This window comes from Streptomyces sp. LaBMicrA B280, assembly GCF_049222185.1.
GTDB lineage: Bacteria > Actinomycetota > Actinomycetes > Streptomycetales > Streptomycetaceae > Streptomyces > Streptomyces murinus.
Map to the genome: position 1 here is coordinate 30,538 of NZ_JBMJCT010000008.1, position 25,401 is coordinate 55,938.

At 71.5% G+C, this 25,401-nt stretch carries 24 protein-coding genes and 1 pseudogene; 20 read left to right on the plus strand and 5 right to left on the minus strand.

Translation table 11 applies throughout. The annotated features are described in order from the left end of the window. Positions 1–90 precede the first annotated feature (90 nt). From rsmD to mutM, 7 genes are all read left to right on the plus strand, one after another. The gene (rsmD, locus tag ACLF5H_RS07870) at positions 91–678 is read left to right on the plus strand and encodes a 16S rRNA (guanine(966)-N(2))-methyltransferase RsmD (RefSeq protein ID WP_421675340.1); all 588 of its coding nucleotides are present in this window, start codon (positions 91–93) and stop codon (positions 676–678) included. 26 nt (positions 679–704) lie between these two features. Then, positions 705–1,184 (plus strand): pantetheine-phosphate adenylyltransferase, encoded by a 480-nt coding sequence (gene coaD / locus ACLF5H_RS07875; RefSeq protein WP_216369648.1) that lies wholly within the window; start codon positions 705–707, stop codon positions 1,182–1,184. Between the two features lie 64 nt (positions 1,185–1,248). Beyond that, a complete protein-coding gene (locus ACLF5H_RS07880; RefSeq protein ID WP_421675341.1) occupies positions 1,249–2,421 on the plus strand; it encodes a cell division initiation protein in 1,173 nt (390 codons plus the stop codon). A 151-nt stretch (positions 2,422–2,572) separates the two neighbouring features. Continuing rightward, the gene (locus ACLF5H_RS07885) at positions 2,573–3,217 is read left to right on the plus strand and encodes a YceD family protein (protein ID WP_037654605.1); all 645 of its coding nucleotides are present in this window, start codon (positions 2,573–2,575) and stop codon (positions 3,215–3,217) included. Between the two features lie 2 nt (positions 3,218–3,219). Further along, positions 3,220–3,393 carry a 50S ribosomal protein L32 gene (gene rpmF / locus ACLF5H_RS07890; RefSeq protein WP_003951102.1) on the plus strand — a complete coding sequence of 58 codons (174 nt, stop codon included), beginning with the start codon at positions 3,220–3,222 and terminating at the stop codon, positions 3,391–3,393. 19 nt (positions 3,394–3,412) lie between these two features. Further along, entirely contained in the window at positions 3,413–4,231 is an 819-nt protein-coding gene (gene rnc, locus ACLF5H_RS07895; RefSeq protein WP_421675342.1) for a ribonuclease III, read from the plus strand. A gap of 121 nt (positions 4,232–4,352) precedes the next feature. Then, on the plus strand, positions 4,353–5,213 hold the full coding sequence (mutM, locus tag ACLF5H_RS07900; protein WP_421675343.1) for a bifunctional DNA-formamidopyrimidine glycosylase/DNA-(apurinic or apyrimidinic site) lyase: 861 nt from the start codon (positions 4,353–4,355) through the stop codon (positions 5,211–5,213). Here the strand turns inward: mutM and ACLF5H_RS07905 are convergent. After that, a complete protein-coding gene (locus tag ACLF5H_RS07905; protein ID WP_421675344.1) occupies positions 5,186–5,581 on the minus strand; it encodes a winged helix-turn-helix transcriptional regulator in 396 nt (131 codons plus the stop codon). The two genes, mutM and ACLF5H_RS07905, sit on opposite strands and share 28 nt — an antisense overlap. Positions 5,582–5,685: 104 nt before the next feature. On the opposite strand from ACLF5H_RS07905, the gene ACLF5H_RS07910 reads away from it, so the two are divergent. Further along, positions 5,686–6,270 (plus strand): flavodoxin family protein, encoded by a 585-nt coding sequence (locus ACLF5H_RS07910; protein WP_421675345.1) that lies wholly within the window; start codon positions 5,686–5,688, stop codon positions 6,268–6,270. Between the two features lie 27 nt (positions 6,271–6,297). On the opposite strand, the gene ACLF5H_RS07915 is transcribed toward ACLF5H_RS07910, so the two are convergent. Beyond that, positions 6,298–7,629 carry a CAP domain-containing protein gene (locus ACLF5H_RS07915; protein ID WP_421675346.1) on the minus strand — a complete coding sequence of 444 codons (1,332 nt, stop codon included), beginning with the start codon at positions 7,627–7,629 and terminating at the stop codon, positions 6,298–6,300. Positions 7,630–7,786: 157 nt separating this feature from the next. Between ACLF5H_RS07915 and ACLF5H_RS07920 the strand changes: the two genes are divergently transcribed. The 4 genes and pseudogenes from ACLF5H_RS07920 to ACLF5H_RS07935 all read left to right on the plus strand — a co-directional run bounded on the left by ACLF5H_RS07920 (position 7,787) and on the right by ACLF5H_RS07935 (position 14,277). Further along, the gene (locus tag ACLF5H_RS07920) at positions 7,787–8,068 is read left to right on the plus strand and encodes an acylphosphatase (protein WP_085566748.1); all 282 of its coding nucleotides are present in this window, start codon (positions 7,787–7,789) and stop codon (positions 8,066–8,068) included. A gap of 372 nt (positions 8,069–8,440) precedes the next feature. After that, positions 8,441–8,644: a hypothetical protein gene (locus ACLF5H_RS07925; RefSeq protein ID WP_018544743.1), complete on the plus strand. Its 204-nt coding sequence runs from the start codon at positions 8,441–8,443 to the stop codon at positions 8,642–8,644. 246 nt (positions 8,645–8,890) lie between these two features. After that, positions 8,891–12,609: pseudogene (smc, locus tag ACLF5H_RS07930) on the plus strand (chromosome segregation protein SMC). A gap of 249 nt (positions 12,610–12,858) precedes the next feature. Continuing rightward, positions 12,859–14,277 carry a sugar porter family MFS transporter gene (locus tag ACLF5H_RS07935; protein ID WP_421675347.1) on the plus strand — a complete coding sequence of 473 codons (1,419 nt, stop codon included), beginning with the start codon at positions 12,859–12,861 and terminating at the stop codon, positions 14,275–14,277. Positions 14,278–14,478: 201 nt separating this feature from the next. On the opposite strand, the gene ACLF5H_RS07940 is transcribed toward ACLF5H_RS07935, so the two are convergent. After that, positions 14,479–15,258, minus strand: coding sequence for an IclR family transcriptional regulator (locus ACLF5H_RS07940; protein WP_421675348.1), 780 nt, complete (start codon positions 15,256–15,258; stop codon positions 14,479–14,481). Between the two features lie 67 nt (positions 15,259–15,325). Here ACLF5H_RS07940 and ACLF5H_RS07945 point away from each other — a divergent pair, with 67 nt between their 5' ends. Genes ACLF5H_RS07945 through ACLF5H_RS07965 form a run of 5 tightly spaced genes read left to right on the plus strand, consistent with a single transcriptional unit; the run spans position 15,326 to position 20,183 of the window. Next, entirely contained in the window at positions 15,326–16,741 is a 1,416-nt protein-coding gene (locus tag ACLF5H_RS07945; RefSeq protein WP_421675349.1) for an MmgE/PrpD family protein, read from the plus strand. Between the two features lie 20 nt (positions 16,742–16,761). Beyond that, positions 16,762–17,667, plus strand: coding sequence for an isocitrate lyase/PEP mutase family protein (locus ACLF5H_RS07950; RefSeq protein WP_421675350.1), 906 nt, complete (start codon positions 16,762–16,764; stop codon positions 17,665–17,667). Positions 17,668–17,674: 7 nt separating this feature from the next. After that, positions 17,675–18,919: a 3-isopropylmalate dehydratase large subunit gene (locus ACLF5H_RS07955; protein WP_421675351.1), complete on the plus strand. Its 1,245-nt coding sequence runs from the start codon at positions 17,675–17,677 to the stop codon at positions 18,917–18,919. Continuing rightward, positions 18,916–19,497 carry a 3-isopropylmalate dehydratase gene (locus ACLF5H_RS07960; protein WP_421675352.1) on the plus strand — a complete coding sequence of 194 codons (582 nt, stop codon included), beginning with the start codon at positions 18,916–18,918 and terminating at the stop codon, positions 19,495–19,497. Before ACLF5H_RS07955 ends, ACLF5H_RS07960 begins: the two co-directional genes overlap by 4 nt. After that, on the plus strand, positions 19,494–20,183 hold the full coding sequence (locus ACLF5H_RS07965; RefSeq protein ID WP_421675353.1) for an MBL fold metallo-hydrolase: 690 nt from the start codon (positions 19,494–19,496) through the stop codon (positions 20,181–20,183). Before ACLF5H_RS07960 ends, ACLF5H_RS07965 begins: the two co-directional genes overlap by 4 nt. Positions 20,184–20,281: 98 nt before the next feature. Here the strand turns inward: ACLF5H_RS07965 and ACLF5H_RS07970 are convergent, their stop codons facing one another. Further along, positions 20,282–21,232 carry an alpha/beta hydrolase gene (locus ACLF5H_RS07970; RefSeq protein ID WP_421675354.1) on the minus strand — a complete coding sequence of 317 codons (951 nt, stop codon included), beginning with the start codon at positions 21,230–21,232 and terminating at the stop codon, positions 20,282–20,284. Between the two features lie 97 nt (positions 21,233–21,329). On the opposite strand from ACLF5H_RS07970, the gene ACLF5H_RS07975 reads away from it, so the two are divergent. Both ACLF5H_RS07975 and ACLF5H_RS07980 read left to right on the plus strand, forming a co-directional pair. Next, positions 21,330–22,016, plus strand: a complete 687-nt coding sequence (locus ACLF5H_RS07975) for a TetR/AcrR family transcriptional regulator (RefSeq protein WP_421675355.1) — start codon at positions 21,330–21,332, stop codon at positions 22,014–22,016. Between the two features lie 93 nt (positions 22,017–22,109). Continuing rightward, positions 22,110–22,253, plus strand: coding sequence for a hypothetical protein (locus ACLF5H_RS07980; RefSeq protein ID WP_421675356.1), 144 nt, complete (start codon positions 22,110–22,112; stop codon positions 22,251–22,253). A 198-nt stretch (positions 22,254–22,451) separates the two neighbouring features. Here the strand turns inward: ACLF5H_RS07980 and ACLF5H_RS07985 are convergent, their stop codons facing one another. Next, positions 22,452–23,942, minus strand: a complete 1,491-nt coding sequence (locus tag ACLF5H_RS07985) for a cytosine permease (protein WP_421675357.1) — start codon at positions 23,940–23,942, stop codon at positions 22,452–22,454. Between the two features lie 171 nt (positions 23,943–24,113). Here ACLF5H_RS07985 and ftsY point away from each other — a divergent pair, with 171 nt between their 5' ends. After that, positions 24,114–25,319: a signal recognition particle-docking protein FtsY gene (ftsY, locus tag ACLF5H_RS07990; RefSeq protein WP_421675358.1), complete on the plus strand. Its 1,206-nt coding sequence runs from the start codon at positions 24,114–24,116 to the stop codon at positions 25,317–25,319. Positions 25,320–25,401: the final 82 nt, after the last annotated feature.

A 25,401-nucleotide genomic window follows, 5' to 3' on the forward strand; every position in this document is an offset into this window, starting at 1 on the left:
GGCGCGGGGCCGTATCGGACGTGCGGCTGCCGCCGCGGGGCGCCACCAGCCACAATGAACGCTGTAACCACCCACGACGAAGGACCGAACATGACCCGCGTGATCGCCGGCGCAGCCGGCGGACGTCGCCTGGCAGTCCCGCCGGGAACCGGCACCCGGCCGACCTCCGACCGCGCACGCGAAGGTCTCTTCTCCACCTGGCAGTCCCTCCTCGGCGGCCCCCTGGAGGGCGAACGCGTCCTCGATCTCTACGCCGGATCCGGCGCCGTCGGCCTGGAGGCCCTCTCCCGAGGCGCGGGGCACACCCTGCTCGTGGAGGCCGACGCCCGCGCCGCGAAGACCGTCCGCGAGAACGTGCGGAACCTGGGTCTTCCCGGCGCCGAGGTCAGAGCGGGCAAAGCGGAACAGATCATCAAGGCCGCGCCCCCCGCCGCCCCGTACGACCTGGTCTTCCTCGATCCCCCCTACGCCGTCACCGACGACGATCTTCGGGAGATTCTCCTCACACTCCGCTCGGGGGGGTGGCTCGGGGAGGACGCGCTGGTCACCGTGGAGCGCAGCACCAGAGGCGGTGAATTCCGGTGGCCGGACGGCTTCGAAGCGCTCCGGTCCCGTCGCTACGGCGAGGGAACGTTTTGGTACGGTCGCGCCGCCTCTACGTGCGAAGACGCACGATGACCGGACCGGAGAGCGAGGGATCACAAGTGCGCCGCGCCGTCTGTCCCGGGTCGTTCGACCCGATCACCAATGGACATCTCGACATCATCGCCCGGGCCTCCCGGCTGTACGACGAGGTCTACGTCGCGGTGATGATCAACCAGTCCAAGAAGGGCCTGTTCGAGGTCGACGAGCGGATCGAGCTGATCCGCGAGGTCACCTCGGAGTTCGCCAACGTACGGGTGGAGACCCACCACGGCCTTCTCGTGGACTACTGCAAGCAGCGCGACATCCCCGCCATCGTCAAGGGCCTGCGCGCCGTCAGCGACTTCGACTACGAGCTCCAGATGGCCCAGATGAACAACGGGCTCACCGGCGTCGAGACGCTGTTCGTGCCGACCAACCCCACCTACAGCTTCCTGTCCTCCTCGCTCGTCAGGGAGGTCGCGGCCTGGGGCGGCGACGTCTCCCACCTGGTGCCGCCGCAGGTCCTCGCCGCCCTCAACAGGCGGCTGCGCAAGGACTGATGGGACTTGGGACTACAGTCGTCCCGTCCGTCTCCGATCCGGCTGTAGGAAGTGGCGAGCACAGGTGGACGTGCAGAAGAAGCTCGACGAGATCGTCTCCGCGGTCGCCGGGGCACGGGCCATGCCCATGTCGGCGTCCTGCGTGATCAACCGCGCCGACCTGCTCGCGCTGCTCGAAGAGGTGCGCCAGGCCCTGCCCGGCTCCCTCGCGCAGGCGCAGGAGCTGATCGGCGACCGGGAGCAGATGGTCGAGCAGGCCCGCCAGGAGGCCGACCGGATCATCGAGACCGCGCACGCCGAACGCGGCTCGCTGGTCTCCGGCACCGAGGTCGCCCGCCGCTCCCAGGCCGAGGCCGACCGGATCCTCGCCGAGGCCCGCCAGGAGGCCGAGGAGGTCCGCGCCGAGGCCGACGACTACGTCGACTCCAAGCTCGCCAACTTCGAGGTCGTCCTCACCAAGACCCTGGGCTCGGTCGGCCGCGGCCGCGAGAAGCTCCTCGGCACCGGCCCCGGCCTGGACGAGAACGGCTACGAGGACGAGGACGCCCCCGAGCGCAGCCTGGACCCCGAGACCCTGCGGCACAACGCCGACGCGTACGTGGACACCAAGCTCGGCGCCTTCGAGGCGGTGCTCGCCAAGACCCTGGAGGCGGTCGGCCGCGGCCGGCAGAAGCTGCACGGCCGGATCGCCACCGACGACCTCGGCGCCCTCGCCGACGACACCACGACCTTCCAGCACTCCAGCGACGCCGACTACCTCGCCGACCTGGCCGCCCTCGCGGACACCCCGGCCGCGCGCCCGGCGGCCCGGCCGGAGCAGCCGTCGTACGAGCCCCGACCCGAGCGGCCCGCGTACGACCCGGGGACCGAGCCCGCGTACGACCAGGGGCCGGAGCAGCCGGTGTACGACCGGTCGCCCGAGCAGCCCGCCTACGAGCCGCAGCCCGCCTACGGCGCCTACGACCAGCAGCAGGGCGCCTACCCCGGCTTCCCGCAGCAGACCGGCTACGGCGGGCAGGACCCGTACGGCTACCAGCAGCAGGCCGACCCCTACACGTATCAGAACGGCTACGTCCAGCAGGGCGGCTACGACCCCCAGCAGCAACAGTTGCCCCAGGCGCCGCAGCAGTCCCAGCCCCAGCAGGACTACGCCCTGGACGAGACCAGCCTCTTCGACACCGGCATGATCAGCGCGGAGCAGCTGCGGGCCTACGAGCAGGGGCGCGGTACCCGCTGACGGGGCCGGATTGGGCCCTGGGCGCAAGGTCCAGTATCCTGGCTCTTCGGTCGCGCGTGCCCTGACGCTCGCGTACGGAATTGCCCGCGACCACACTGCCCGGAAACACCGACGGGCGGTGTCCCTTCGAGTTCGTAGATCGAAAGCAGGAATGGCCTCCAACGCCCGCCTCGACCACCGCAACCCCCTCGTGTTCGACACTCACGAGCTGGGTCGGCGTCCTGGCGCGCTGCAGCGGCTGACCCGCGAGATCGACGCCCCGAGGGATCTCGGCATCCCGGGAGTCATCGAGGTGCCGGAAGGCGCCCCGATGGAGCTCGGCCTCCGACTCGAGTCGGTCATGGAAGGGGTGCTTGTCACAGGCACCGCCCGTGCCACGGCCGAGGGGGAGTGCGTAAGGTGTCTGGAGCCGGTCGAGCTGGAGCTCGAAGCGGACTTCCAGGAGATGTTCTCGTACCCTGACGCCGACGACCGGGGCCGCGTGATCGCGGAACCGGGCGACGACGCCGAGGACGACGAGGACAGGCTCTTCATCGAGGACGGTCTTTTCGACCTCGAACCTGTGCTGCGCGATGCGGTGGTGCTCGCACTGCCGATGCAGCCGGTGTGCCAGGAAGACTGCCCGGGTCTGTGCTCCGAGTGCGGAGCCCGGCTCGCGGACGACCCGGAACACCATCATGACGCCGTCGACATCCGATGGGCGGCTTTGCAGGGACTCGCCGGCACCACGACGGACGGCGAGAAGGACGAGATGAGCGGCGCCGAAGCGGGCGTCGACGAGAAGCAGGAGAAGTAGCCGTGGCTGTTCCGAAGCGGAAGATGTCGCGCAGCAACACGCGCCACCGCCGGTCGCAGTGGAAGGCTGCGGTCCCCACCCTGGTTGCGTGCGAGCGCTGCCACGAGCCCAAGCAGCAGCACATCGCGTGCCCGTCTTGCGGCACCTACAACAAGCGCCAGGTCCTCGAAGTCTGAGCGGTTGGTGAGAGGCCCGATGACAGACGCGAAAGCAGCTGGCCCCCGTCAGCGCGGGGGTAGCTCACTGGCCTCGTCCCACACAGTTCTGGAAGGGCGGCTCGGCTACCAGGTCGAGTCCGCCCTTCTGGTGCGTGCGCTCACCCACCGTTCCTACGCGTACGAGAACGGCGGTCTGCCGACGAACGAGCGGCTGGAGTTCCTCGGGGACTCCGTGCTCGGCCTCGTCGTGACGGACACGCTGTATCGCACCCACCCCGACCTGCCCGAGGGCCAACTGGCCAAGCTGCGGGCCGCGGTGGTCAACTCGCGTGCGCTGGCGGAGGTGGGGCGCGGCCTCGACCTCGGCGCCTTCATCCGGCTCGGCCGGGGTGAAGAGGGCACGGGTGGCCGGGACAAGGCGTCCATCCTCGCCGACACCCTTGAAGCGGTGATCGGCGCGGTCTATCTCGACCAGGGCCTCGACGCGGCGTCCGAGCTGGTGCACCGGCTCTTCGACCCGCTGATCGAGAAGTCCTCCAACCTGGGCGCGGGCCTGGACTGGAAGACGTCGCTCCAGGAGCTGACCGCGATCGAGGGACTCGGCGTGCCCGAGTACCTGGTCACGGAGACCGGCCCCGACCACGAGAAGACCTTCACTGCTGCCGCCCGCGTCGGAGGCGTCTCGTACGGCACCGGCACCGGCCGCAGCAAGAAGGAGGCGGAGCAGCAGGCCGCCGAGTCCGCCTGGCGTGCCATCAAGGCAGCCGCGGACGAGCGCGCCAAGGCGGCGACGGAGGCCGAACAGGCCCTCGCGCAAGCCGCTGAGGACGACGACACGTCGTCCGCCACCGCCTGACGGAACAGCACGACAGCACGACAAGCAGCACCGAGCGCCCGCCCCACCGATTCCGGACGGGGCGGGCGTTTCCGCTACCGCGCCCCGCTGTCTCGCACAGCGCCTTTCTACGGGGGTCCCGATGCCCGAGTTGCCCGAGGTCGAGGTCGTCCGGCGGGGGCTGGCGCGGTGGGTGGCCCATCGCACCGTCGCCGAGACCGAGGTGCTGCACCCGCGCGCCGTCCGCCGGCATGTGGCCGGCGGCGAGGACTTCGCGCACCGGCTCAAGGGGCATCACATCGGCGACCCCAGCCGACGCGGCAAGTATCTGTGGCTGCCGCTGGAGGAGACGAACCAGTCGGTGCTCGCGCACCTCGGGATGAGCGGGCAACTGCTGGTGCAGCCGCAGGAGTCGCCGGACGAGAAGCATCTGCGCATCCGGATCCGGTTCGCCGACTCGCTCGGCACCGAGCTGCGGTTCGTGGACCAACGCACCTTCGGCGGGCTGTCGTTGCACGACAACACCCCGGACGGGCTGCCCGACGTCATCGCGCACATCGCCCGCGACCCGCTCGACGCGCTCTTCGACGACGACGCCTTCCACCAGGCGCTGCGCCGCAAGCGCACTACCGTCAAACGGGCCCTGCTGGACCAGTCGTTGATCAGCGGGGTCGGCAACATCTACGCGGACGAGGCCCTTTGGCGCGCCCGGATCCACTACGAGCGCCCGACCGCCCACTTCACCCGCCCGGTCACGGCCGAACTCCTCGGCCACATCAGGGACGTGATGAACGCGGCCCTCGCCGTCGGCGGCACCAGCTTCGATAGCCTGTACGTCAACGTCAACGGCGAGTCGGGCTACTTCGACCGTTCGCTCGACGCCTACGGCCGGGAGGGCGAGCCCTGCCGCCGCTGCGGCACCCCCATGCGGCGCCGCCCGTGGATGAACCGCTCCAGCTACTTCTGCCCGAAGTGTCAGCGGGCGCCGCGCGTCTCGTCGTAACGCTCCCGCGAGGCCAGTACGTCGTCCATGGCGCCCTCCACGCATTCGATGAGGGCGAGCAGGCGCCGGGCGACCTCGCGGCCGAGCGGGGTCAGCTCGTAGTCGACGCGGGGCGGGTTGGTCGGCTGGGCCTCGCGGTGCACCAGGCCGTCGCGCTCCAGTGCGTGCAGGGTCTGGGAGAGCATCTTCTCGCTCACCCCGTCGACGCGGCGGCGCAGCTCGTTGAAGCGCAGTGAGCCCTCGGACAGCGCGCCGAGGGTCAGTCCGCCCCAGCGGCCCGTGACGTTCTCCAGCGTGCAGCGGGAGGGGCATGCTTTGGCGAAGACGTTGTAGGCGAGCTCGTCGGGATCCTGGGGGCGTGCGGTCATGACACCAGGATACGCCCATACAGCGCTAACTAGTGGGTTGCACTAACTTCTGGTTAGTGCTTTCCTGTGGTCACCGTTATTGAGCTGCCCTTTCGAGGAGAGTCATGACCGCCCCCGTTCTTTCCATTGCCTACCACTCGGGCTACGGCCACACCGCCGTCCTCGCCGAGGCCGTCCGCGCCGGTGCCGTCGAGGCGGGTGCCGAGGCGCATTTGATCAAGGTGGACGAGATCACCGAGGAGCAGTGGGGGATACTCGACCGCTCGGACGCGATCGTCTTTGGCTCGCCCACCTACATGGGCACCGCCTCCGGTGCCTTCCATGTCTTCGGCGAGGCGACCTCCTCGCGCTGGGCCGGCCAGGACTGGTCGGACAAGCTGGCCGCCGGTTTCACCAACTCGGGCGCCAAGAGCGGCGACAAGCTGCACACGCTCCAGTTCTTCCAGACGCTCGCCGCACAGCACGGCATGCACTGGGTGAACCTCGGTCTGCTCCCGGGCTGGAACAGCAGCACCGCCTCCGAGAACGACCTCAACCGCCTCGGCTTCTTCGCCGGAGCCGCCGCCCAGACCGACACCGACCAGGGTCCCGAGGGCGTCCACAAGGCGGACATCGCCACCGCCGAGCACCTCGGGCGCCGGGTGACGGAGACCGCGCGGACGTTCGCGCGGGGCCGGGCCGCCGCGTAACTCGGCCACCGGGCAGGGGAGTTCGGCTCAGTTGCCGAACTCCTCGGTCCACCAGGGCCCGCCCGCGCCGAAGTGCACACCGACGCCGAGGGTGTGGAAGTCGCAGTTGAGGATGTTGGCCCGGTGCTCGGGGCTGGCCATCCACGCCTTCACCACGGCCGCCGGGTCCGCCGGGCCGCGCGCGATGTTCTCGGCGCCGAGCCCGCTGACACCGGCCGCCGCCGCCCGGTCCCACGGCGACTTCCCGTCCGGGTCGGTGTCGGAGAAGAAGCCCCGCGCCGCCATGTCGTCGCTGTACGACTCGGCCAGGTTCGTCAGCGCCGAGTTCGCGGACAGCGCGCTGCACCCCGCCTTGGCCCGCTCGTCGTTGACCAGCTTCAGCACCTGCGCCTCGGCGGCGGCCCGCGCGGAGACGGTCACGGGCGGGGCGGTCGGCGCGGGGGCCGCGGTCTTCGTGGCGGTCGGACTCGGCTTCGCCCTGGTGGGAGAGGGCTTGGGCTTCGGGGTGCCGGGGGCGGCCGGGGTGGTCCGGGGGGCGCCGGGCTTCGCGGACGAGGCCGAGGCGCTGGGCTTCGCGGACTTCGACGGGGTCGGAGAGGCGGCGGAGGACGCGGAGGCCGAGGGCGAGGCCGACGGGGACTTCGTGGGCGTCGGCGACGAGGACGGGGTCGGGGTCGAGGCGGCGGACGAGGGCGACCGTACGGTTCCCCGACCGGCCGCCGAATCACCGGTGCCGGTGCTGGTGCCGGTGCCGGTGCCCGTATCCGCGCCCGTGCCCGTGCCGCCGCCGTCCGCGCTGCCGGACGTGCCACCCTGTGCGTCGGCCGTGTTGCCGGGGGAGTCCGCCGCCCGGATCCGGTCGCCGCCGGTGGTGTGGGTGCTGCCGTCGAGGCGGTAGCCCTGGAAGCCCGGGACCACACCGGCGGCCACCGCGGCGGTGCCCAGGGCGACGGCCACGCACATCCCGAGCAGCGTCATGCTCACCGCGCGCCCGGCCTGCTTCCGGCGCCGCGGACCGCGGGCGGGGCCGTCGTCCGGGGCCTCGCCGAGGCCGTCACCGGCACCTGCGTCGGGGTGCGCACCGGCGCCCTCGGCCGCGCCGGAACCGCTCACCGGACCGCCCGCCGCACCCGGCTCCGGATGCGAGTGACGCGAGGGATCCCCCGGCCCGGCCGCGTACAGATACGCGTCCGCCTTGGCCTGCGCCGCCGCGTACGCCTCGGGGTTCAGATAGGGCGCGGTGCCCATCGGTATCGGCGCCGTGGGCGCGGCCGCCGGATCGTCGCTCCCGGCGGCGAAGGCGCGCGGTTCCTCGCCCTCGGCGGCGCGGTCGGCGTCCGAGCGTCGGTGGCGTCCCATGGCCTTGCCCTCTTCCTCGTACTTCCTTGGTGCTTCAGGCCGACCCAACCCACTCGATCGAGTGAGTTTCCCCGGGGATGCGCCCGCGTGCGGACCGTACCTCATGCCCTTCGAGGGCGATGTGTCCCGAACGACACCGGCCGGTTAGGTTGCCCCCATGAGTGAGGATGTTCGACTGGTCGCCTGGGTGCGTGGACACGTACAGGGCGTGGGATTTCGCTGGTTCACACGTGCCAAGGCACTGGAGATCGGCGGTCTGAGTGGTTTTGCTCTCAATTTGGCGGACGGCCGGGTCCAGGTCGTCGCCGAGGGCGCGCGCGAGGGCTGCGAAGGGCTGCTCGACTGGCTCCAGGGGGCCGACACGCCCGGCCGTGTGGACGGCGTCACCGAGATCTGGGACACACCTCGCGGCGGCTACGACGGCTTCGCGATCCGCTGAGCCGAAGCCGCCCGGCCCCGGCCGCCGGGCCCCCTCGCGCGGCGGCCCGGAGCGGAAACGGCCTGGTGGTTGCCAAGGAGGACGTGGCGTGGCAGGCTCCGCAGATACAGCTGATCGCTGCGCCCCAGGGCCTGGACGACTCGCTGCGTCGCCGTGTCCCTCCGGCCGCGCGCCCCGGTCCGCCCGCCAATACGGGGTGTGATCGTGTTGACCGTCAAACTTTTTGGTGAGACGCTGAAAGCCCCGCGCACCTTAGCTGTTTGGCATGGAGCAACAGCAGAGCAACACTCGGATGTGCCAAGCACCGCGGGTGCGAATCCCTCACGACCCACACCGCATCGGTCGGTCACTCAGTGTGGAGGACCATCCATCATGGCAAAGGCGCTTCTCGGTTACGTCGGCGGCTCCGACCCTCGACTCCTCGCCGAGATGCGACGGCTGCAGCAGCGTGTTCAGGACCTGGAGTCCGAGCTGGTCAGGATCCAGGCGGAGAACGACGCGCTGGCGGCTGCCGCCTCTCAGGACAGGATCATGGAGAGCATCGACGCACACCAGGCGGAGCCTGCGCTCACCTGATCGCTGCATCGCTTCACGACAGCAGCAGTGGTTGGGCAGCCCGTATCAGCCGCTCATCGGATCGGACGACCGGCATCCGAGGCCGTCCATAGAATCGCAAGGGACGCTTCGGCGTCCCTTCTTTCTTCCCCCGCGCATCCTTTCACCTTCTTCAACATCTGGTGTGCCCTGCATGTCCGGCGGTGAAACCGCGCGGTCACGAGGGTTCATGGAGTGAGACAGCGGCGGCCGGTAGAGTCCGGCGGCGTGCACCTCAAGGCCCTGACCCTGCGCGGTTTCAAGTCGTTCGCCTCCGCGACCACGCTCCGATTCGAACCCGGGATCACCTGCGTCGTCGGACCGAACGGCTCGGGCAAGTCCAATGTGGTGGACGCGCTGAGCTGGGTCATGGGCGAGCAGGGCGCCAAGTCGCTGCGCGGCGGCAAGATGGAGGACGTCATCTTCGCCGGCACCACCGGGCGCCCCCCGCTGGGCCGTGCCGAGGTGTCCCTGACCATCGACAACTCCGACGGGGCGCTGCCCATCGAGTACGCCGAGGTCACCATCACGCGGATCATGTTCCGCAACGGCGGCAGCGAGTACCAGATCAACGGCGACACCTGCCGCCTCCTCGACATCCAGGAACTGCTCTCCGACTCCGGCATCGGCCGCGAGATGCATGTGATCGTCGGCCAGGGCCAGCTGGACTCCGTGCTGCACGCCGATCCGATGGGCCGCCGCGCCTTCATCGAGGAGGCGGCCGGCGTGCTCAAGCACCGCAGGCGCAAGGAGAAGGCGCTGCGGAAACTGGACGCGATGCAGGCCAACCTCGCCCGCGTCCAGGACCTCACCGACGAACTGCGCCGCCAGCTCAAGCCGCTCGGCCGCCAGGCGGCGGTGGCCCGCCGGGCCGCCGTCATCCAGGCCGATCTGCGTGACACCCGGCTGCGGCTGCTCGCCGACGACCTCGTACGACTGCGCGGGGCGCTCAACGCGGAGATCGCCGACGAGGCCGCCCTCAAGGAGCGCAAGGAGGCCGCCGAGCAGGAGCTGCGCAAGGCCCTGCACCGCGAGTCCCTCCTGGAGGAGGAGACGCGCCGGCTCACGCCCCGCCTCCAGCGCGCCCAGCAGACCTGGTACGAGCTGTCCCAGCTGGCCGAGCGGGTGCGCGGCACCGTCTCGCTGGCCGACGCCCGGATCAAGAGCGCCACCTCCGCCCCGCCCGAGGAGCGCCACGGCCGCGACCCCGAGGACCTGGAGCGCGAGGCCGCCCGGGTCCGTGAGCAGGAGGCCGAGCTGGAGGCCGCCCTGGAAGCGGCCCGGCACGCCCTGGACGACACCGTCGCCCACCGCGCCGAACTGGAGCGGGAACTGGCCGTCGAGGAGCGCCGGCTCAAGGACGTAGCCCGCGCCATCGCCGATCGCCGCGAGGGCCTGGCCCGGCTGAACGGCCAGGTGGGCGCGGCCCGTTCGCGCGCGGCCGCCGCCCAGGCCGAGATCGACCGGCTGGCCACGGCCCGCGACGAGGCACGGGACCGCGCGGTGCGCGCCCAGGAGGAGTACGAGGCGCTCAAGGCCGAGGTCGACGGGCTCGACGCGGACGACACCGACCTCGCCGAACGGCACCGGGCGGCCAGGGAGCGGCTCGCCGCCGCCGAGACCGCCCTGACCGAGGCCCGCCAGGCCGTCACCACCACCGAACGCCGCCGCGCCGCGACCCAGGCCCGCCACGAGGCACTGGCCCTGGGCCTGCGCCGCAAGGACGGCACCGGCATACTGCTGGACTCCAAGGCCCACCTCACCGGCCTCCTCGGCCCCGCGGCGGAACTCCTGACCGTCACCCCGGGCTACGAGATCCCCCTGGCCGCAGCCTTCGGAGCCGCCGCCGACGCGCTCGCCGTGACCAACCCGGCGTCGGCCGCCGACGCCCTGCGCCTCCTGCACAAACAGGACGGAGGCCGGGCGGCCCTGCTCATCACCGGCTCACCGGAGGCGCCCCTCAGGGGCGCGGGGAACTGCGCGAGCAACCACGACGCATCCGCATCCGCATCCGCATCCGCACCCGTACCCGCACCCGACGGCGGACCGGTCCTGGCCGAAAAATACGTCCGCGCCCCATCGGATCTGATGCCGGCGATCCGCACGCTCCTCCACAACACCGTCGTGGTCGACACCCTGGACGCCGCCGAAGACCTCGTCCGCTCCCGCCCCCACCTCACCGCCGTCACCGCCGAAGGCGACCTCCTGGCCGCCCACTTCGCCCACGGCGGCTCCGCCGGTGCCCCGAGCCTCCTGGAGGTCCAGGCATCCGTGGACGAGGCCGCCGCCGAACTCGCGGAGCTCTCGGTGCGCTGCGCGGAGCTGGCCGAGGCGGAGAACACCGCGACGGACCGCCGTACCGAGGCCGCCGCCCTGGTGGAGGAGCTGGGCGAACGGCGCCGGGCGGCCGACCGGGAGAAGTCCACCGTCGCCCAGCAGCTCGGCCGCCTCGCCGGTGAGGCCCGTGCCGCCGCCGGTGAGGCCGACCGCTCCGCCGCCGCGGCCGCGCGGGCGCAGGACGCGCTGGAGGGCGCCGTACAGGAAGCGGAGGAACTCGCGGAGCGGCTCGCTGTCGCCGAGGAGATGCCGGTGGCGGAGGAGCCGGACACCGCGGTGCGCGACCGGCTCTCCGCCGACGGCGCCAACGCGCGGCAGACCGAGATGGAGGCCCGCCTCCAGGTCCGTACCCACGAGGAGCGGGTCAAGGGCCTGGCCGGTCGCGCCGACTCCCTCGACCGCGCCGCCCGCGCGGAGCGGGAGGCGCGGGCGCGGGCCGAGCAGCGCAAGGCCCGGCTGCGCCACGAGGCGCCCTGCAGCTTGATCAGCGCGAGGTCCTTGGAGCTGTCGGTGCCCACCACGTCGGCGGTGTAGGGGCCGAGCAGCGCAAGGCCCGGCTGCGCCACGAGGCGGCCGTCGCCCGGGCCGTGGCCGACGGCGCCCGGCAGCTGCTGGCGCATGTCGAGATCTCCCTGGTCCGCGCCGATCAGGAGCGCGCCGCGGCCGAGGCCGCCAAGGCCCGGCGTGAGCAGGAACTGACCGCCGCCCGCGGCACCGGACGTGAACTGAAGTCGGAACTCGACAAGTTGACGGATTCGGTCCACCGCGGTGAGGTACTCGGCGCCGAGAAGCGGCTGCGGATCGAGCAGCTGGAGACCAGGGCGCTGGAGGAGCTGGGTGTCGAACCGGCGGGGCTGGAGACGGAGTACGGGCCGCACCAGCCCGTGCCGCCCTCGCCCCCCGCCGACGGCGAGGCGCTGCCGGAGGACCCGGAGCACCCCCGCAACCAGCCGCGCCCCTTCGTGCGGGCCGAGCAGGAGAAGCGGCTCAAGGCGGCCGAGCGGGCGTACCAGCAGCTCGGCAAGGTCAATCCGCTGGCCCTTGAGGAGTTCGCGGCGCTGGAGGAGCGGCACAAGTTCCTCAGCGAGCAGCTGGAGGACCTGAAGAAGACCCGGGCCGATCTGCTCCAGGTGGTGAAGGAGGTCGACGAACGGGTCGAGCAGGTCTTCACCGAGGCCTACCGGGACACCGCGCGCGAGTTCGAGGGCGTCTTCGGCCGGCTGTTCCCGGGCGGCGAGGGCAGGCTCGTGCTCACCGACCCCGGCAACATGCTCACCACGGGCGTCGATGTCGAGGCGCGGCCGCCGGGCAAGAAGGTCAAGCGGCTGTCCCTGCTCTCGGGCGGTGAGCGGTCGCTGACGGCCGTCGCGCTGCTGGTGTCGATCTTCAAGGCCCGGCCGAGTCCCTTCTATGTGATGGACGAGGTCGAGGCCGCGCTGGACGACACCAACCTCCAGCGGCTGATCCGGATCATGCAGGAGTTGCAGGAGTCCTCGCAGCTGATCGTGATCACGCACCAGAAGCGCACGATGGAGGTGGCCGACGCGTTGTACGGCGTCTCCATGCAGGGCGACGGTGTGTCGAAGGTCATCTCGCAGCGCCTGCGCTGACCCATTTCAAGATCAACTCATACCGACGATCAAGATCACCTCACTCCCTGTTCATTTCTTGAACACGGAGCGAGGAGCCGTATCTCCTAACTCACAGCATTCTGCCTATTGACTTCGGAAGTTGAAGGCATAGTCTCTGCAACGTTGCTTTTTTCCTTCAGGTGTAAGTAGCGCAAACGTATGCGCCACTGGAGACCTGGAAGGGCTCACCCCACCCCGGCAGCGTTGCCGTGGCCCGAGGAGTTTCACGTGACCAGCACAGCGCAGGCACCTCAGTCAGGAGCCGGGACGGCTCATCCCGAACATCTCGGGCATGTCATCTTCATCGCCGCGGCCGCGGCCATGGGCGGCTTCCTCTTCGGTTACGACAGCTCCGTCATCAACGGCGCCGTCGAGGCCATCCGCGACCGCTACGACATCGGCTCCGCCGGGCTCGCGCAGGTCATCGCCATCGCCCTGATCGGCTGTGCCATCGGTGCCGCCACCGCGGGCCGGATAGCCGACCGGATCGGCCGTATCCGCTGTATGCAGATCGCGGCCACGCTGTTCACGATCAGCGCCGTCGGCTCCGCGCTGCCCTTCGCGCTGTGGGACCTCGCCTTCTGGCGCATCGTCGGCGGTTTCGCCATCGGTATGGCCTCCGTGATCGGCCCCGCCTACATCGCCGAGGTCGCCCCGCCCGCCTACCGCGGCCGGCTCGGCTCCTTCCAGCAGGCCGCGATCGTCGTCGGCATCGCCATCTCCCAGCTGGTCAACTGGGGCCTGCTGAACGCCGCAGGCGGCAACCAGCGCGGCCACCTCATGGGCCTGGAGGCCTGGCAGGTCATGCTGGGCGTCATGGTGATCCCGGCCGCCCTGTACGGCCTGCTGTCCTTCGCCATCCCCGAGTCCCCGCGCTTCCTGCTCTCCGTCGGCAAGCGCGAGCGCGCCAAGGAGATCCTGGCCGAGGTCGAGGGCGAGAGCGCCGACCTGGACAAGCGCGTCGCCGACATCGAGCACGCGATGAAGAGCGAGCACCGCTCCACCTTCAAGGACCTGCTGGGCGGCGGCTTCTTCTTCAAGCCGATCGTCTGGGTGGGCATCGGCCTGTCGGTCTTCCAGCAGTTCGTCGGCATCAACGTCGCGTTCTACTACTCCTCGACGCTGTGGCAGTCGGTCGGCGTCGACCCGACGGACTCGTTCTTCTACTCCTTCACCACGTCCATCATCAACATCGTCGGCACCGTGATCGCGATGATCTTCGTGGACCGGATCGGCCGCAAGCCGCTCGCGCTCATCGGCTCGGTCGGCATGGTCGTCGGCCTGGCGCTGGAGGCCTGGGCGTTCTCGTACCACCTGGTCGACGGCAAGCTGCCCGCCACGCAGGGCTGGGTCGCCCTGATCGCCGCGCACATCTTCGTCCTCTTCTTCGCCCTGTCCTGGGGTGTGGTCGTCTGGGTCATGCTCGGCGAGATGTTCCCGAACCGGATCCGCGCCGCCGCCCTGGGCGTGGCCGCCGCCGCGCAGTGGATCGCCAACTGGGCGATCACCGCGAGCTTCCCGTCGCTGGCCGACTGGAACCTCTCCGGCACGTACGTCATCTACACCGTGTTCGCCGCCCTCTCCATCCCCTTCGTCCTGAAGTTCGTCAAGGAGACGAAGGGCAAGACCCTGGAGGAGATGGGCTGAGCCCCGCCCCCGAGGCACCCCCGAACCCGGGGAGAAGGGCCTTCAGACCCCGCTGCCCCTCTCCTCGTTCCTCCCCTCGCCCCCGGCCCGGCCACTGCCCGGGCCGGGGGCGAGGGCTTTTCTCCGTCGGCGCGGCACAGGGGGGGGCGAGCCGTACCCGTGCCCCTTCGGGTCCGGGCCGCCGCGCGGGCTTCGAGGTGGTCAGAGGTCCAGCGCGCGGATCGTCTCGCCGGGACAGGGTCCGAGGACGGCGGCCAGCCGGGGGCCCAGGTCGCGGCAGGCGGAGAGCAGAGGCGTCAGGACGCGGGGGAAGTCGGCTTCGGCGAGGCGCGAGGCCGGCCCGGCGACGGTGATCGCGCCGAGCGCGGTCGGTTCGTCCGGGTCGTGCTCGTCCCGGTAGGCCAGGAGCGGCGCCGAGACGCCGTTGACCCGGGGGTGGTTCTCGCCGAACGACGTCTCGTAGCCGCGGTCGCGGATCGCGGCCAGCTGCGCGGGAGTGGTACCGGCGAGGTCGATCGTCGCCAGCTCCGACGGGGGCAGATGGGCGAGGATGATACGGCCGCTGCCGCCGACCGCCAGGGGCGAGCGCTCGCCGAGCACACCCGCGGGCTCCGCGATCGGGCCCGTAGGGGCCGGCACACCGAGCACGAGGACGCGCGCGGACCCGGAGCGCAGATGCAGGACGACGGCCTCCCCCGTGATGTGGGCCAGTCGGCTGACGGCAGGCTGGACGGCACGGAGCATGGCCGGGCGCGGCCCGATCAGCGTGGCCAGGGCGACGGACCGGCCGGCGAGCCGGTAGCCACTGCGGCCGAGATGGTCGAGGTAGCCGGCCCGCTCCAACTCCCGCAGGACACGGAAGGTCTGGGACTGCGACAGTCCCACGCGCTCGGCGACCGCGCGCAGCGAAGCGGGCTGGCGCATCCCCGCGAGGACCTCCAGCATCTGCAATCCGCGCAGCGCCGTACTCACACCGGCCATGCTGCCATGCTTGCGGAATACGCAAGTAAAGTGGAAGCGGCGACCGGGGCCGTGGGGCAATACCCCCATGAACGCTCCGTCCGACGCCGACGGCGTCACAGGCCGCCTCGTGACCTGGATCCACGGCCTCACCTGGGACGACGTCCCCACCCACGTCCGCGACCGCGCGGCCCATCTGCTGCTCGACGGCCTCGGCTGCGCCCTGGTCGGCGCCCAACTGCCCTGGTCGAGGCTGGCGACCGAGGCGGTGCTCGGCATCGAGGGCGGCGGCGACGCCGTCGTCATCGGCACCGGCCGCACCACCACCCCCGCGGGCGCGGCGCTGCTCAACAGCGCCTACATCCAGGGCTTTGAACTCGACGACTTCCACCCGCTCGCGCCCCTGCACAGCGCCTCGCTGCTGGTGCCCTCGCTGCTGTCCACGGCGAGCCATCTGGGGGGCGAGGTGAGCGGTCGCGACCTGCTGCTTGCGGCCCTCACCGGGTTCGAGGTCGGTCCGCGAATCGGCTGCTCGATCGGCGGCACCGAGATGCTCCTGCGCGGCTGGCACTCCGGCCCCGTGTTCGGCAACGCCTCCGCCGCGGCGGCCTGCGCCAAGCTGCGCGGACTCGACCCCGCGCGGACCGAGGACGCCCTCGGCTTCGCCGCCACCCAGTCGGCGGGGCTCATGTCGGCGCAGTACGAGGCGATGGGCAAGCGGATGCAGCACGGCTTCGCCGCCCGCAACGGCTTCTACTCCGCGGCCCTCGCCGCCACCGGCTACACCGGCATCGACCAGGTCTTCGAACGCGAATACGGCGGCTATGTCGCGGTGTACGGAGAAGGGCACCCCACCGATCTCGAAGCCATCGTCCGGGGCCTCGGCGAGAACTGGGAGACCATGACGGCGATGGTGAAGTCCTGGGCCGTCATGGGCGGTCTGCACGGTGCCGTCCAGGGCGCCCGTGCGCTGCGCGGCAGGCTCGCGCGACGCACGGTCGAACGCGTCGAACTCCGTGTCGGCAGCGTGGTCCACCACCACGGCTGGTGGACGCCGCAGCGCCCGCTGGAGGCGATCGGCGCGCAGATGAACATCGGCTACGCCACCGCCGTCACGCTCCTCGACGGCACCGCGATGCCCGAGCAGTTCACCGCCGAGCGGCTCGACGCCGACGACGTCTGGCGGCTCATCGACCGCACGACTGTCACCCTCGACCGCTCGATCGACGAACTGCCGCTGAGCGAACGGTTCCAGACCCACATCACCCTCACGTTCACCGACGGGTCGGCCGACAGCGAGTCTGTCGTCTCCCCGCACGGCAATCCGCTCGACCCGGTCACCAATGACGAGGTCGTCGCCAAGTTCCACGCCCTGACCGGCCGGGTCATGGACGCCGACCGCGCCTCGGCGATCGTCGACGCCGTGCGCGGACTCGCGGAGGCGGACTCGATCACCCCGCTCGTCGCCCTGCTGGCCGCACCCGTGGGAAGGGCGCTCGACTGATGAAGAGCACCGGAGGAACCATGACCACCACACCCGCCCGCGCCCGCCTGCGCGAGCTGCTCGACGGCAGGCGGCTCGTCGTCGCACCGGGCGTCTTCGACGGCATCAGCGCCCAACTGGCCAGACGCACCGGCCATGTCGCCGCGTACCTCACCGGCGCCGGCGTCGCCGCCTCCGGATTCGGACTGCCCGACATCGGGCTGGTCACCCAGACCGAGATGGTCGAACGTGCCCGGATGATGGTCCGCGCGCTCGGCGACGTGCCCCTCCTGGCCGACGCCGACACCGGCTACGGAGCCCCCCTCAACGTCATCCGGACCGTACGCGAGTACGAGGACGCCGGAGTCGCGGCGATCCAGCTCGAGGACCAGGCGTTCCCGAAGAAGTGCGGTCATCTGCCCGACAAGGAGCTGGTCGGCGCCGCGGACTTCGTCCGGACGCTCGACGCCGCCCGCGCGGCGCGCACCGACAGCGGCATGCTGATCATCGCCCGCACCGACGCCCGCGGCCCGCTCGGCATCGACGAGGCGATCGCCCGGGCGAACACGTACGCCGCCGCGGGCGCGGACATCCTGTTCGTCGAGGCACCGCGGAGCACGGTGGAGATCGAGCGGATCGCCGCCGAGGTCGAGGCGCCGCTCCTGCTCAACCTGGTCATCGGGGGCCTCACCCCCGAACAGTCCGCCGAGCGGCTCCAGGAACTCGGCTTCGCCATCGCGATCCACCCCTCCGCCGCGCTCGCGCACAGCGCGCTCGGATCACTGACCGCGCTGTGCCGGCTGCGCGGGATCGAGGCCGACGCGTTCCTGCCCACCGGGCCGGAGGAGTTCTTCGACCTCGTCGGCATGGCCGAGTGGTTCGAACTCGGCGAGAAGCACCGGCCCGTTCCGGCCGGTGTTCCGGCCGGAGAAGGAACAGGAGCCTGATATGGGCATGACCATGATAGAGCGGATCCTGGCCCGCAAGGCCGGACTCGCCTCCGTCGCGCCCGGCGACACCGTGACCGTGGATGTCGACATGACGGTCCTGATCGACCTGCAATTCGCCACGATGTGGATGCAGCCGCTCAGGATCGCCGACCCCGACAAGGTCGCGATCGTGATGGATCACGCCGTCCCCGCCCCCACGGTCAAGGACGCCGCGGGCGGGCCGCACGCCCGCCGGTTCGCCACCGAGTTCGGGATCTCCCGCTTCTACGACGTCGGCCGGCACGGCATCTGCCACCAGGTCATCGCCGAGAACGGCCTCGCCAGGCCCGGCGAGATCCTTGCCTGCACCGACAGCCACACCTGCGCCGGCGGGGCGTACAACACCGCGGCGCGCGGCCTCGGCCCGGCGGAGGTCTACTCGATCCTGTGCACCGGGCGCACCTGGTTCCAGGTCTCCCCGACGATCCGGTACGAGCTGCTCGGCGAGCTGCCCGAGGGCGTCAGCGGCAAGGACGTCTTCCTCCACCTGGCCAACGAGTTCGGCGACGCCACCAACCTCAACCTTGAGTACGGCGGCTCCGGCCTCGCCTCGATCCCCCTGCACGACCGGCGCACCATCGCCACCCAGGGGGCCGAGGTCTCGGCGGACTTCTCGACCTTCGCCCATGACGACGTGCTCGCCGCGCACTTCGAGGCGCTGGGCGTCACCGGCTACGAGCCCGCCGCCGCCGATCCGGACGCCGAGTACGCCGAGGTGCGCGAGATCGACCTGTCGGCCCTCGTGCCCTACGTCGCGCGCCCCGGCACGGTCTCCCGCAACGGGCTGCCCGTCACCGGGATCGAGCCCCGGAAGATAGACCAGGCATTCATCGGCTCGTGTGCCAACGGCCAGCTCGACGACCTGCGCATCGCCGCCGGCGTGCTGCGCGGCAAGCGGGTCGCCGCCGGGGTGCGGCTGATCGTCACACCCGCCAGCCAGCGGGTCTACCGGGACGCGATGCGGCTGGGCTACCTCCAGGACATCGCGGACGCCGGGGGTGTGGTCACGAACGCGACGTGCGGCGCGTGTTTCGGCTACCACATGGGGCTCGTCGGCCCCGGCGAAGTGTGCCTGACCTCGTCCACCCGGAACTTCACCGGCCGGATGGGCTCGCCCGAAGCAGAGATCTACATGGCGTCCCCGGCCACGGTCGCGGCCTCCGCGGTCGCAGGGCGCATCGTCGACGCACGTGAGGAGAGCGCGCGATGAGCGGCACGCCGCAAACCGAGGGCCTGCGGGTCACCGGACGGGTCTGGGTGTTCGGCGACGGACTGACCACCGACGACATGTACCCGCCGGACGCGATGAAACGCGACATCCCCGAGGCCGCGACACAGGTCTTCCACAGCGTCCGCCCCGGCTGGACCGATCAGGTGCGGCGCGGCGACATCGTGGTCGCCGGACGCAACTTCGGACTCGGCTCCTCGCGACCGGTCGCGGCGCTCTTCAACCAGCTCGGTGTCGCGGCGCTCGTCGCCGAGGAATTCAACTCCCTGTTCTTCAGGAACGCCGTCAACGCGGGCCTCCCGGCGATGACGGTGCCCGACGCGACGTCCGTCTTCAGCGACGGCGACCGCGCCGCGATCGATCTCGCCACCGGAACCTGGACGAACCTGACCACGAAGACGACCGGCAAGGTACCCGTGCTGCCCGGCCTGGTCCTGGAGATCATCGCCGGCGGCGGAGCCCTGTCCCGGCTGGCACGGCAGGGCTATCTGCCGGCCGACCTCGCCGACGTCCTGCGCTCACCCGCGGTGGCGGCGGCCGGCCAGGGCAGCGGCGCATGAGCGACCTGGCCCCCGGGATCCTGCGCATCCCCACCCGCGGTGACGGCGACAACTGCTTCGTCGTCACCGACGAGGACGGACTCACCCTGGTCGACGCCGGCTGGAAGAGCGCGCCCACCGTCATCCGCCACGCCGTCGAAACGGCGGGCGGAAGGCTGGCCGACGTCAGGCGCATCGTGATCACCCACGCCCATCCCGACCACGTCCGCGGCCTCGCCGAACTGGCCTCCCGCACCGGTGCCGACGTACTCGTCCACGAGCAGGACGCGCCCTGGCTCGCGGCCGGCCGCGTCCCCCGCCACGGCAGGTCCGGCCGCCTGGGCCGGACGATCGACCGGCTGCCCCTGCTCCACTGGCAGCCCGTCACCGCGACCGGAACGCTGACCGACGGCGAGCGCGTCGGTTCCCTGCGGGTGATCCACACCCCGGGTCACAGCCCCGGCCACATCGCGCTGCTGCACGAGCCCAGCGGAGCGTTGCTGGTGGGCGACGCCGTCTTCCACCGCGGCGCCCTGGCCACCGGCCCCGACGCCCTCGCCGCCGACCCCGCGACCCGCGACGCCTCGTACGCCCGGCTGCCTCGCGATGTCACCGCCGTCGGCTTCTCCCACGGCACACCGCTGCTCGGCGACGAGGTCGGCCACTTCACCACCTGGCTCGCGGCGACGACCGACAGGGCGGGATGACCGAGCGCCCGTGCCACGTTGTGCCGCGGCCGGCTTCACGCGCGCGGTCGTGAGCCCCGCGTCCATCGCCGCGACGGCCCCGGCTCACGGCTTCCCGCTCACGCAGCCAGCGCGGTCCGCAGGAAATCCAGGATCTCCGTCCGCGCCACCGCCGCCCGCCGTTCAAGCCCCGGCACGCTGAGGAACGCGTGCCGGGCGCCGGGGTGTTCGGTGAGCCGTGCGAGGGTCCCGGCCGCGAGCAGGCGTTCGGCGTAGCGGCGGCCGTGGTCGGCCAGCGGGTCGTCGGTCGGCACCACCACGAGCGCCGGAGGCAGCCCGGACAGGTCGGCGGCGTACAACGGCGAGAGCGCGCGTGCGTCGGCGCCGGGCGGCACGGCGAGCCGCCGGAAGAAGCGCAGTTGGGCCACGGAGAGGCCCGGGCCCTGCCCGTACGCGGCGATCGACGGGTGGTCGAGCATCGCGTCGGTCACATCGGTGGCCGGATTGACCAGCACCTGTGCCCTCAGCGCGAGGCCCGCCTCGCCGGCCCGCAGCACCGCGAGGGCGCCGATCAACGCGCCGCAGCTCTCGCCGAACACGGCCGTGCGCGCGGGGTCGACACCCCATTCCCGCGCGTGCTCCAGCACATGCCGCAGTACGTCCCAGCCATCGGCGGCGGCGGCCGACAGCGGGGTGTCCGGGTCGAGCAGCCGGTGCTCCACCGAGACGACGACGGCGGGCAGCCGGGCGGCGACATGGCTGGTGACCCAGTCGCACTGCGTCGCCGTACCGACGAACCCACCGCCGTGCACATGCAGCACGAACGGCAGACCGCCCCCGTCCGCGCTCCCGGCCGCCGGGCGGTGCACCCGGACCGGGAGGCCGCGCCCGGGCAGCGCCACCTCCCGCCACTCGATGACGGCACCGGGATCCGGTTCCCCGGTCATCGCGCGCGCCGCGCCGGAGGCCCGGAAGCGGTTCTCCGCGGTGCGGTAGGCGGCCAGTTCCCCGGCCGTGATCGTCGACCAGTCCGGCTCCGGCGGTCGTGTCGCGGCAGTGGCCTCGCTCATGTCCCCTGCTCCCTCCCCAGGCATGTGTCCTCATTATGCACGCGGTGCGTGCAACAACAAGTGCACAGCTAGACTGGCGCCCGACGAGAGGGGCGAGATGGCAGGCCGAAGGCGCTGGTCGAGCGAGGAGATCCTGGACGCGGCGGCGGAGCTGCTGCGCACGGGCGACACGGAGTCGTTCAGCGTGCGCGGGCTCGCCGCGGTGCTCGGCACCGACTCCTCCAGCCTCTACCGACACTTCCGCAACAAGACGGAGCTGCTGCGCGCGGTCGCCGACCGGATCCTGCTGGCGGCCCTGGAGGGCCACCGCCCCGAGGGCGACTGGAAGCAGCGCATCACCGCGCTGGCCCTGCGCCTGCGCGAGGCCTTCGGCCGGCAGCCCCAGCTCGCGGCGGTCTGGGGGCGCTACGCGTCGAGCGGCACCGGGTCCCGGCTGGTCATGGAGGAGATCCTCCAGGCGCTGCGGGCCTCGGGCCTGCCCGACGAGGAGATCCCGGCCCGCTACCACCGGATCGTGATCCTCATCGCCGCGCTGATCGCCGCCGAGGCCGGAATGAGCGCCATCTCGCCGCAGGAGTTCGAGCAGGGCATGGAGCACTTCCGCGTCGCCGTCCTCGGCGCCGACCCCGAGCGCTTCCCCGCGCTCGCCCACTACGCCCGCGACGTCCGCCCCCTCGGCGTCGACCGCCGCGCCGCGTTCGAGGAGATCCTCGCGGCCCAGCTCGCGTCCATCGAGGCGGGCGTCCCGCCCCGGCGCGAGGCGTCGGAGCGCAAGGGCGGCTGACGTGCCGTCATACGAACGCAACCGCCGCGGAGCCGGAGCCACCGGCTGACCGGCCTGCCCACGGACCCGGAGGCCGAGGCCGGCCGGGGCCGGGTGGCGCTCTGGCTCGGCCCCGACGATCTGCGGTGGCTCGCCGGCCACTGCTGCTGCCCGGCCGACGCGGACGAGGAGACCAGGTCCCGCTGCGCCCGGCTGCGCTTTCGCGCGAGTGCCGCCCTGCACAAGAGCGGCCACTGAGCCCGGCGGGCGCGTGACCGGCCGCCCACCCACCGGTGGGGCCGGGACCGCTCCCGGCCGCTCTGGCGGTCGGCGCGGGCTCTTCGGCGCGCGCCCGGAGTGCGCCCGTCGCGTGCGAACGCTTCCCGCCCTTGCAACCGAAAGCCCCCTCCCGCGCGCGGCGCCGGAGGGGGCTCTGGGTGACGTGGTGTCGGTCGGTCAGACCGCGGCGGTCGCCTGCTCACCCGTAGGTCCGGAGACAGGCTCGGCCGACCCCTCGGCCCGCGCGGCGTCCTCGGTGCTCGCCGGGGTCTCGATCCCCGGCTTCGGCAGGACCATGTACAGCGCGCCGGAGATCACGATCGTGGCGACCCAGCCGAGGCCGTACTCGCCGATGACGTTGTTCTTGGCCAGCGGGCCGGTGAACCAGTCCGAGGTGGTGAACAGCAGGCCCGAGACCAGGCCGATCGCCCAGGCGGCCACGGCGGCGGGGGAGAAGCCGCCCTTGTACCAGTAGGCGCTGGTGCGCGTCGTGTCGGCCATGGCCCGGCCGTCGTACTCCGTGCGGCGGAACATGTCCGCGCCGAACACGCCGACCCACGCCGAGAACGCGACCGCGAGCAGGGACAGGAAGGCGATGAAGGAGCCCATGAAGCTCGTCGCCACCAGCATCAGCACCCCGCCGAACACCAGCGAGATCACCGCGTTGACCGACACCGCCCAGTGCCGCGGCACCTTGAAGCCGAGGGTCTGCGCGGTGAAGCCCGCCGAGTACATCGACATCGAGTTGATCAGCAGCATGCCGACCAGCGCGATGAGCAGGTACGGCACCGCGATCCACGTCGGCAGGATCTTGCCGAGGAAGGACACCGGGTCGGCGGCCGAGGCCAGGTCCGGGGTGGCGACCGCCATCACCGCGCCCATCAGGACCATCGGCAGCACGACCACACCGGCGCCGCCGACCGCCGTACCCACGATCGCCTTCGAGGAGGCCGTGCGCGGCAGATAGCGGGTGAAGTCCGGGGCCGTCGGGATCCAGCTGACGCCACCGGCCGCGATCATGCCGATGCCGGTGATCACCGCGGCCGTGGAACCGGCGCTGTGGTCCATCACCTTGGACCAGTCCGTCTTCACCGCAAGGTAGACGAGGACCAGCACCGAGAACGCGCCGAAGAAGTAGGTGGCGTACTTGTTGCACTTCTGCACGGCGTTGATGCCGAGCCCGGAGATCGCGAAGGTCGCCACCACGAACACCAGCAGCGTCACCATGTCCAGGACGCTGTTCGCCTTGATGCCGAACACGATCTCCAGGATGGAGAGCATGGCGTAGGCGCCGGTCACCGCGTTGATCGTCTCCCAGCCCCAGCGGGCCACCCAGATCAGCGAGCCCGGCAGCAGGTTGCCCCGCTGGCCGAACACCGCGCGGGACAGCGCCATGCCCGGCGCCCCGCCCCGCTTGCCCGCGATGCCGATCAGGCCGACGAGGCCGTACGACACGACGGGCGCCGCCACCGCGACGACCAGCGCCTGCCAGATGTTCAGGTGGTACGCCACGACGAGGCTCGCGCCCATCGTCAGCAGCAGCACGCTGATGTTGGCGCCGACCCAGGTCGGGAACAGCTCACGGGTCCGGCCGGTCCGCTCATGGTCCGGGACCTGCTCGATGCCACGGGTCTCGAGAGCGCCTTCGGTCTCGACGGTTTTGCTCATGGGGAAGGGTGCCCTAGAGGTGGGGGGAAGGGGACGGTCGGACTCTACGCGCGTCAACGCAGCCCGGACCATCGTACTTTGCTCCGACTCCTCGCCAAACGTGGCGTTTGTCTCTCGGAGGAAGACACAAGCCCCCTCCTGGCGGAACCCATGGCCGATACTGGGGGCGTTATGGAAACCATCATCCTTGCTGTAGTCATCGCCGTGGTCGTGCTCGGCGCGCTCGGCGGGCTGATCGTGGGCACCCGACGCCGGAAGTCGCTGCCCCCGCCGCCCCCGAAGGCGCCCGACATCACCGCGCCCCCGGCCGAGCCGCACGTCGGCGAAGAGGCCGAGACGCCGCGCGACGAACCGCGCCGGACGATCGAGGAGGTGGATCTCCCGGGCGGCCCGCCGGTCGCCGTCGAAGAGCCTCCCGTCCCCACTGTCGAGGCTCCGGAGATCGAGATCCCGGAGCCCACCGCGGGCCGGCTGGTCCGGCTCCGCACCCGCCTGTCCCGCTCCCAGAACGCCCTCGGCAAGGGCCTGCTCACGCTGCTCTCGCGCGAGCACCTGGACGACGACACCTGGGAGGAGATCGAGGACACCCTGCTCACCGCCGACGTCGGTGTGCAGCCCACCCAGGAACTGGTCGAGAGCCTGCGCGAGCGCGTCAAGGTGCTCGGCACCCGCACCCCCGAGGAGCTGCGCGGCCTGCTGCGCGAGGAGCTGCTCAAGCTGGTCGGCACCGATGTCGACCGCACCGTGAAGACCGAGCCCGCCGACCGCAAGCCGGGCATCGTGATGGTCGTCGGCGTCAACGGCACCGGCAAGACCACCACCACCGGCAAGCTCGCCCGCGTCCTGGTCGCCGACGGCCGCAGCGTGGTGCTCGGCGCCGCCGACACCTTCCGTGCCGCCGCCGCCGACCAGCTCCAGACCTGGGGCGAGCGGGTCGGCGCCTACACCGTGCGCGGTCCCGAGGGCGGCGACCCCGCCTCCGTGGCCTTCGACTCGGTGAAGGAGGGCAAGGAGATGGGGGTCGACGTCGTCCTCATCGACACCGCGGGTCGGCTGCACACCAAGACCGGTCTCATGGACGAGCTGGGCAAGGTCAAGCGCGTGGTCGAGAAGCACGCGCCGCTGGACGAGGTGCTGCTGGTCCTGGACGCCACCACCGGGCAGAACGGTCTGGTGCAGGCCCGGGTGTTCGCCGAGGTCGTGGACATCACCGGCATCGTGCTGACCAAGCTGGACGGCACGGCCAAGGGCGGCATCGTGGTCGCCGTCCAGCGCGAGCTGGGCGTGCCGGTCAAGCTGATCGGGCTCGGCGAGGGCGCGGACGACCTGGCGCCGTTCGAGCCGGAGGCGTTCGTGGACGCGCTGATCGGAGACTGACCGTCGCCGGATTATCACCTGACATGAAGAAGTGCCCGCCCTCAAGGTGCAGTTGAGGACGGGCACTTCGCTTTTCCGGGCC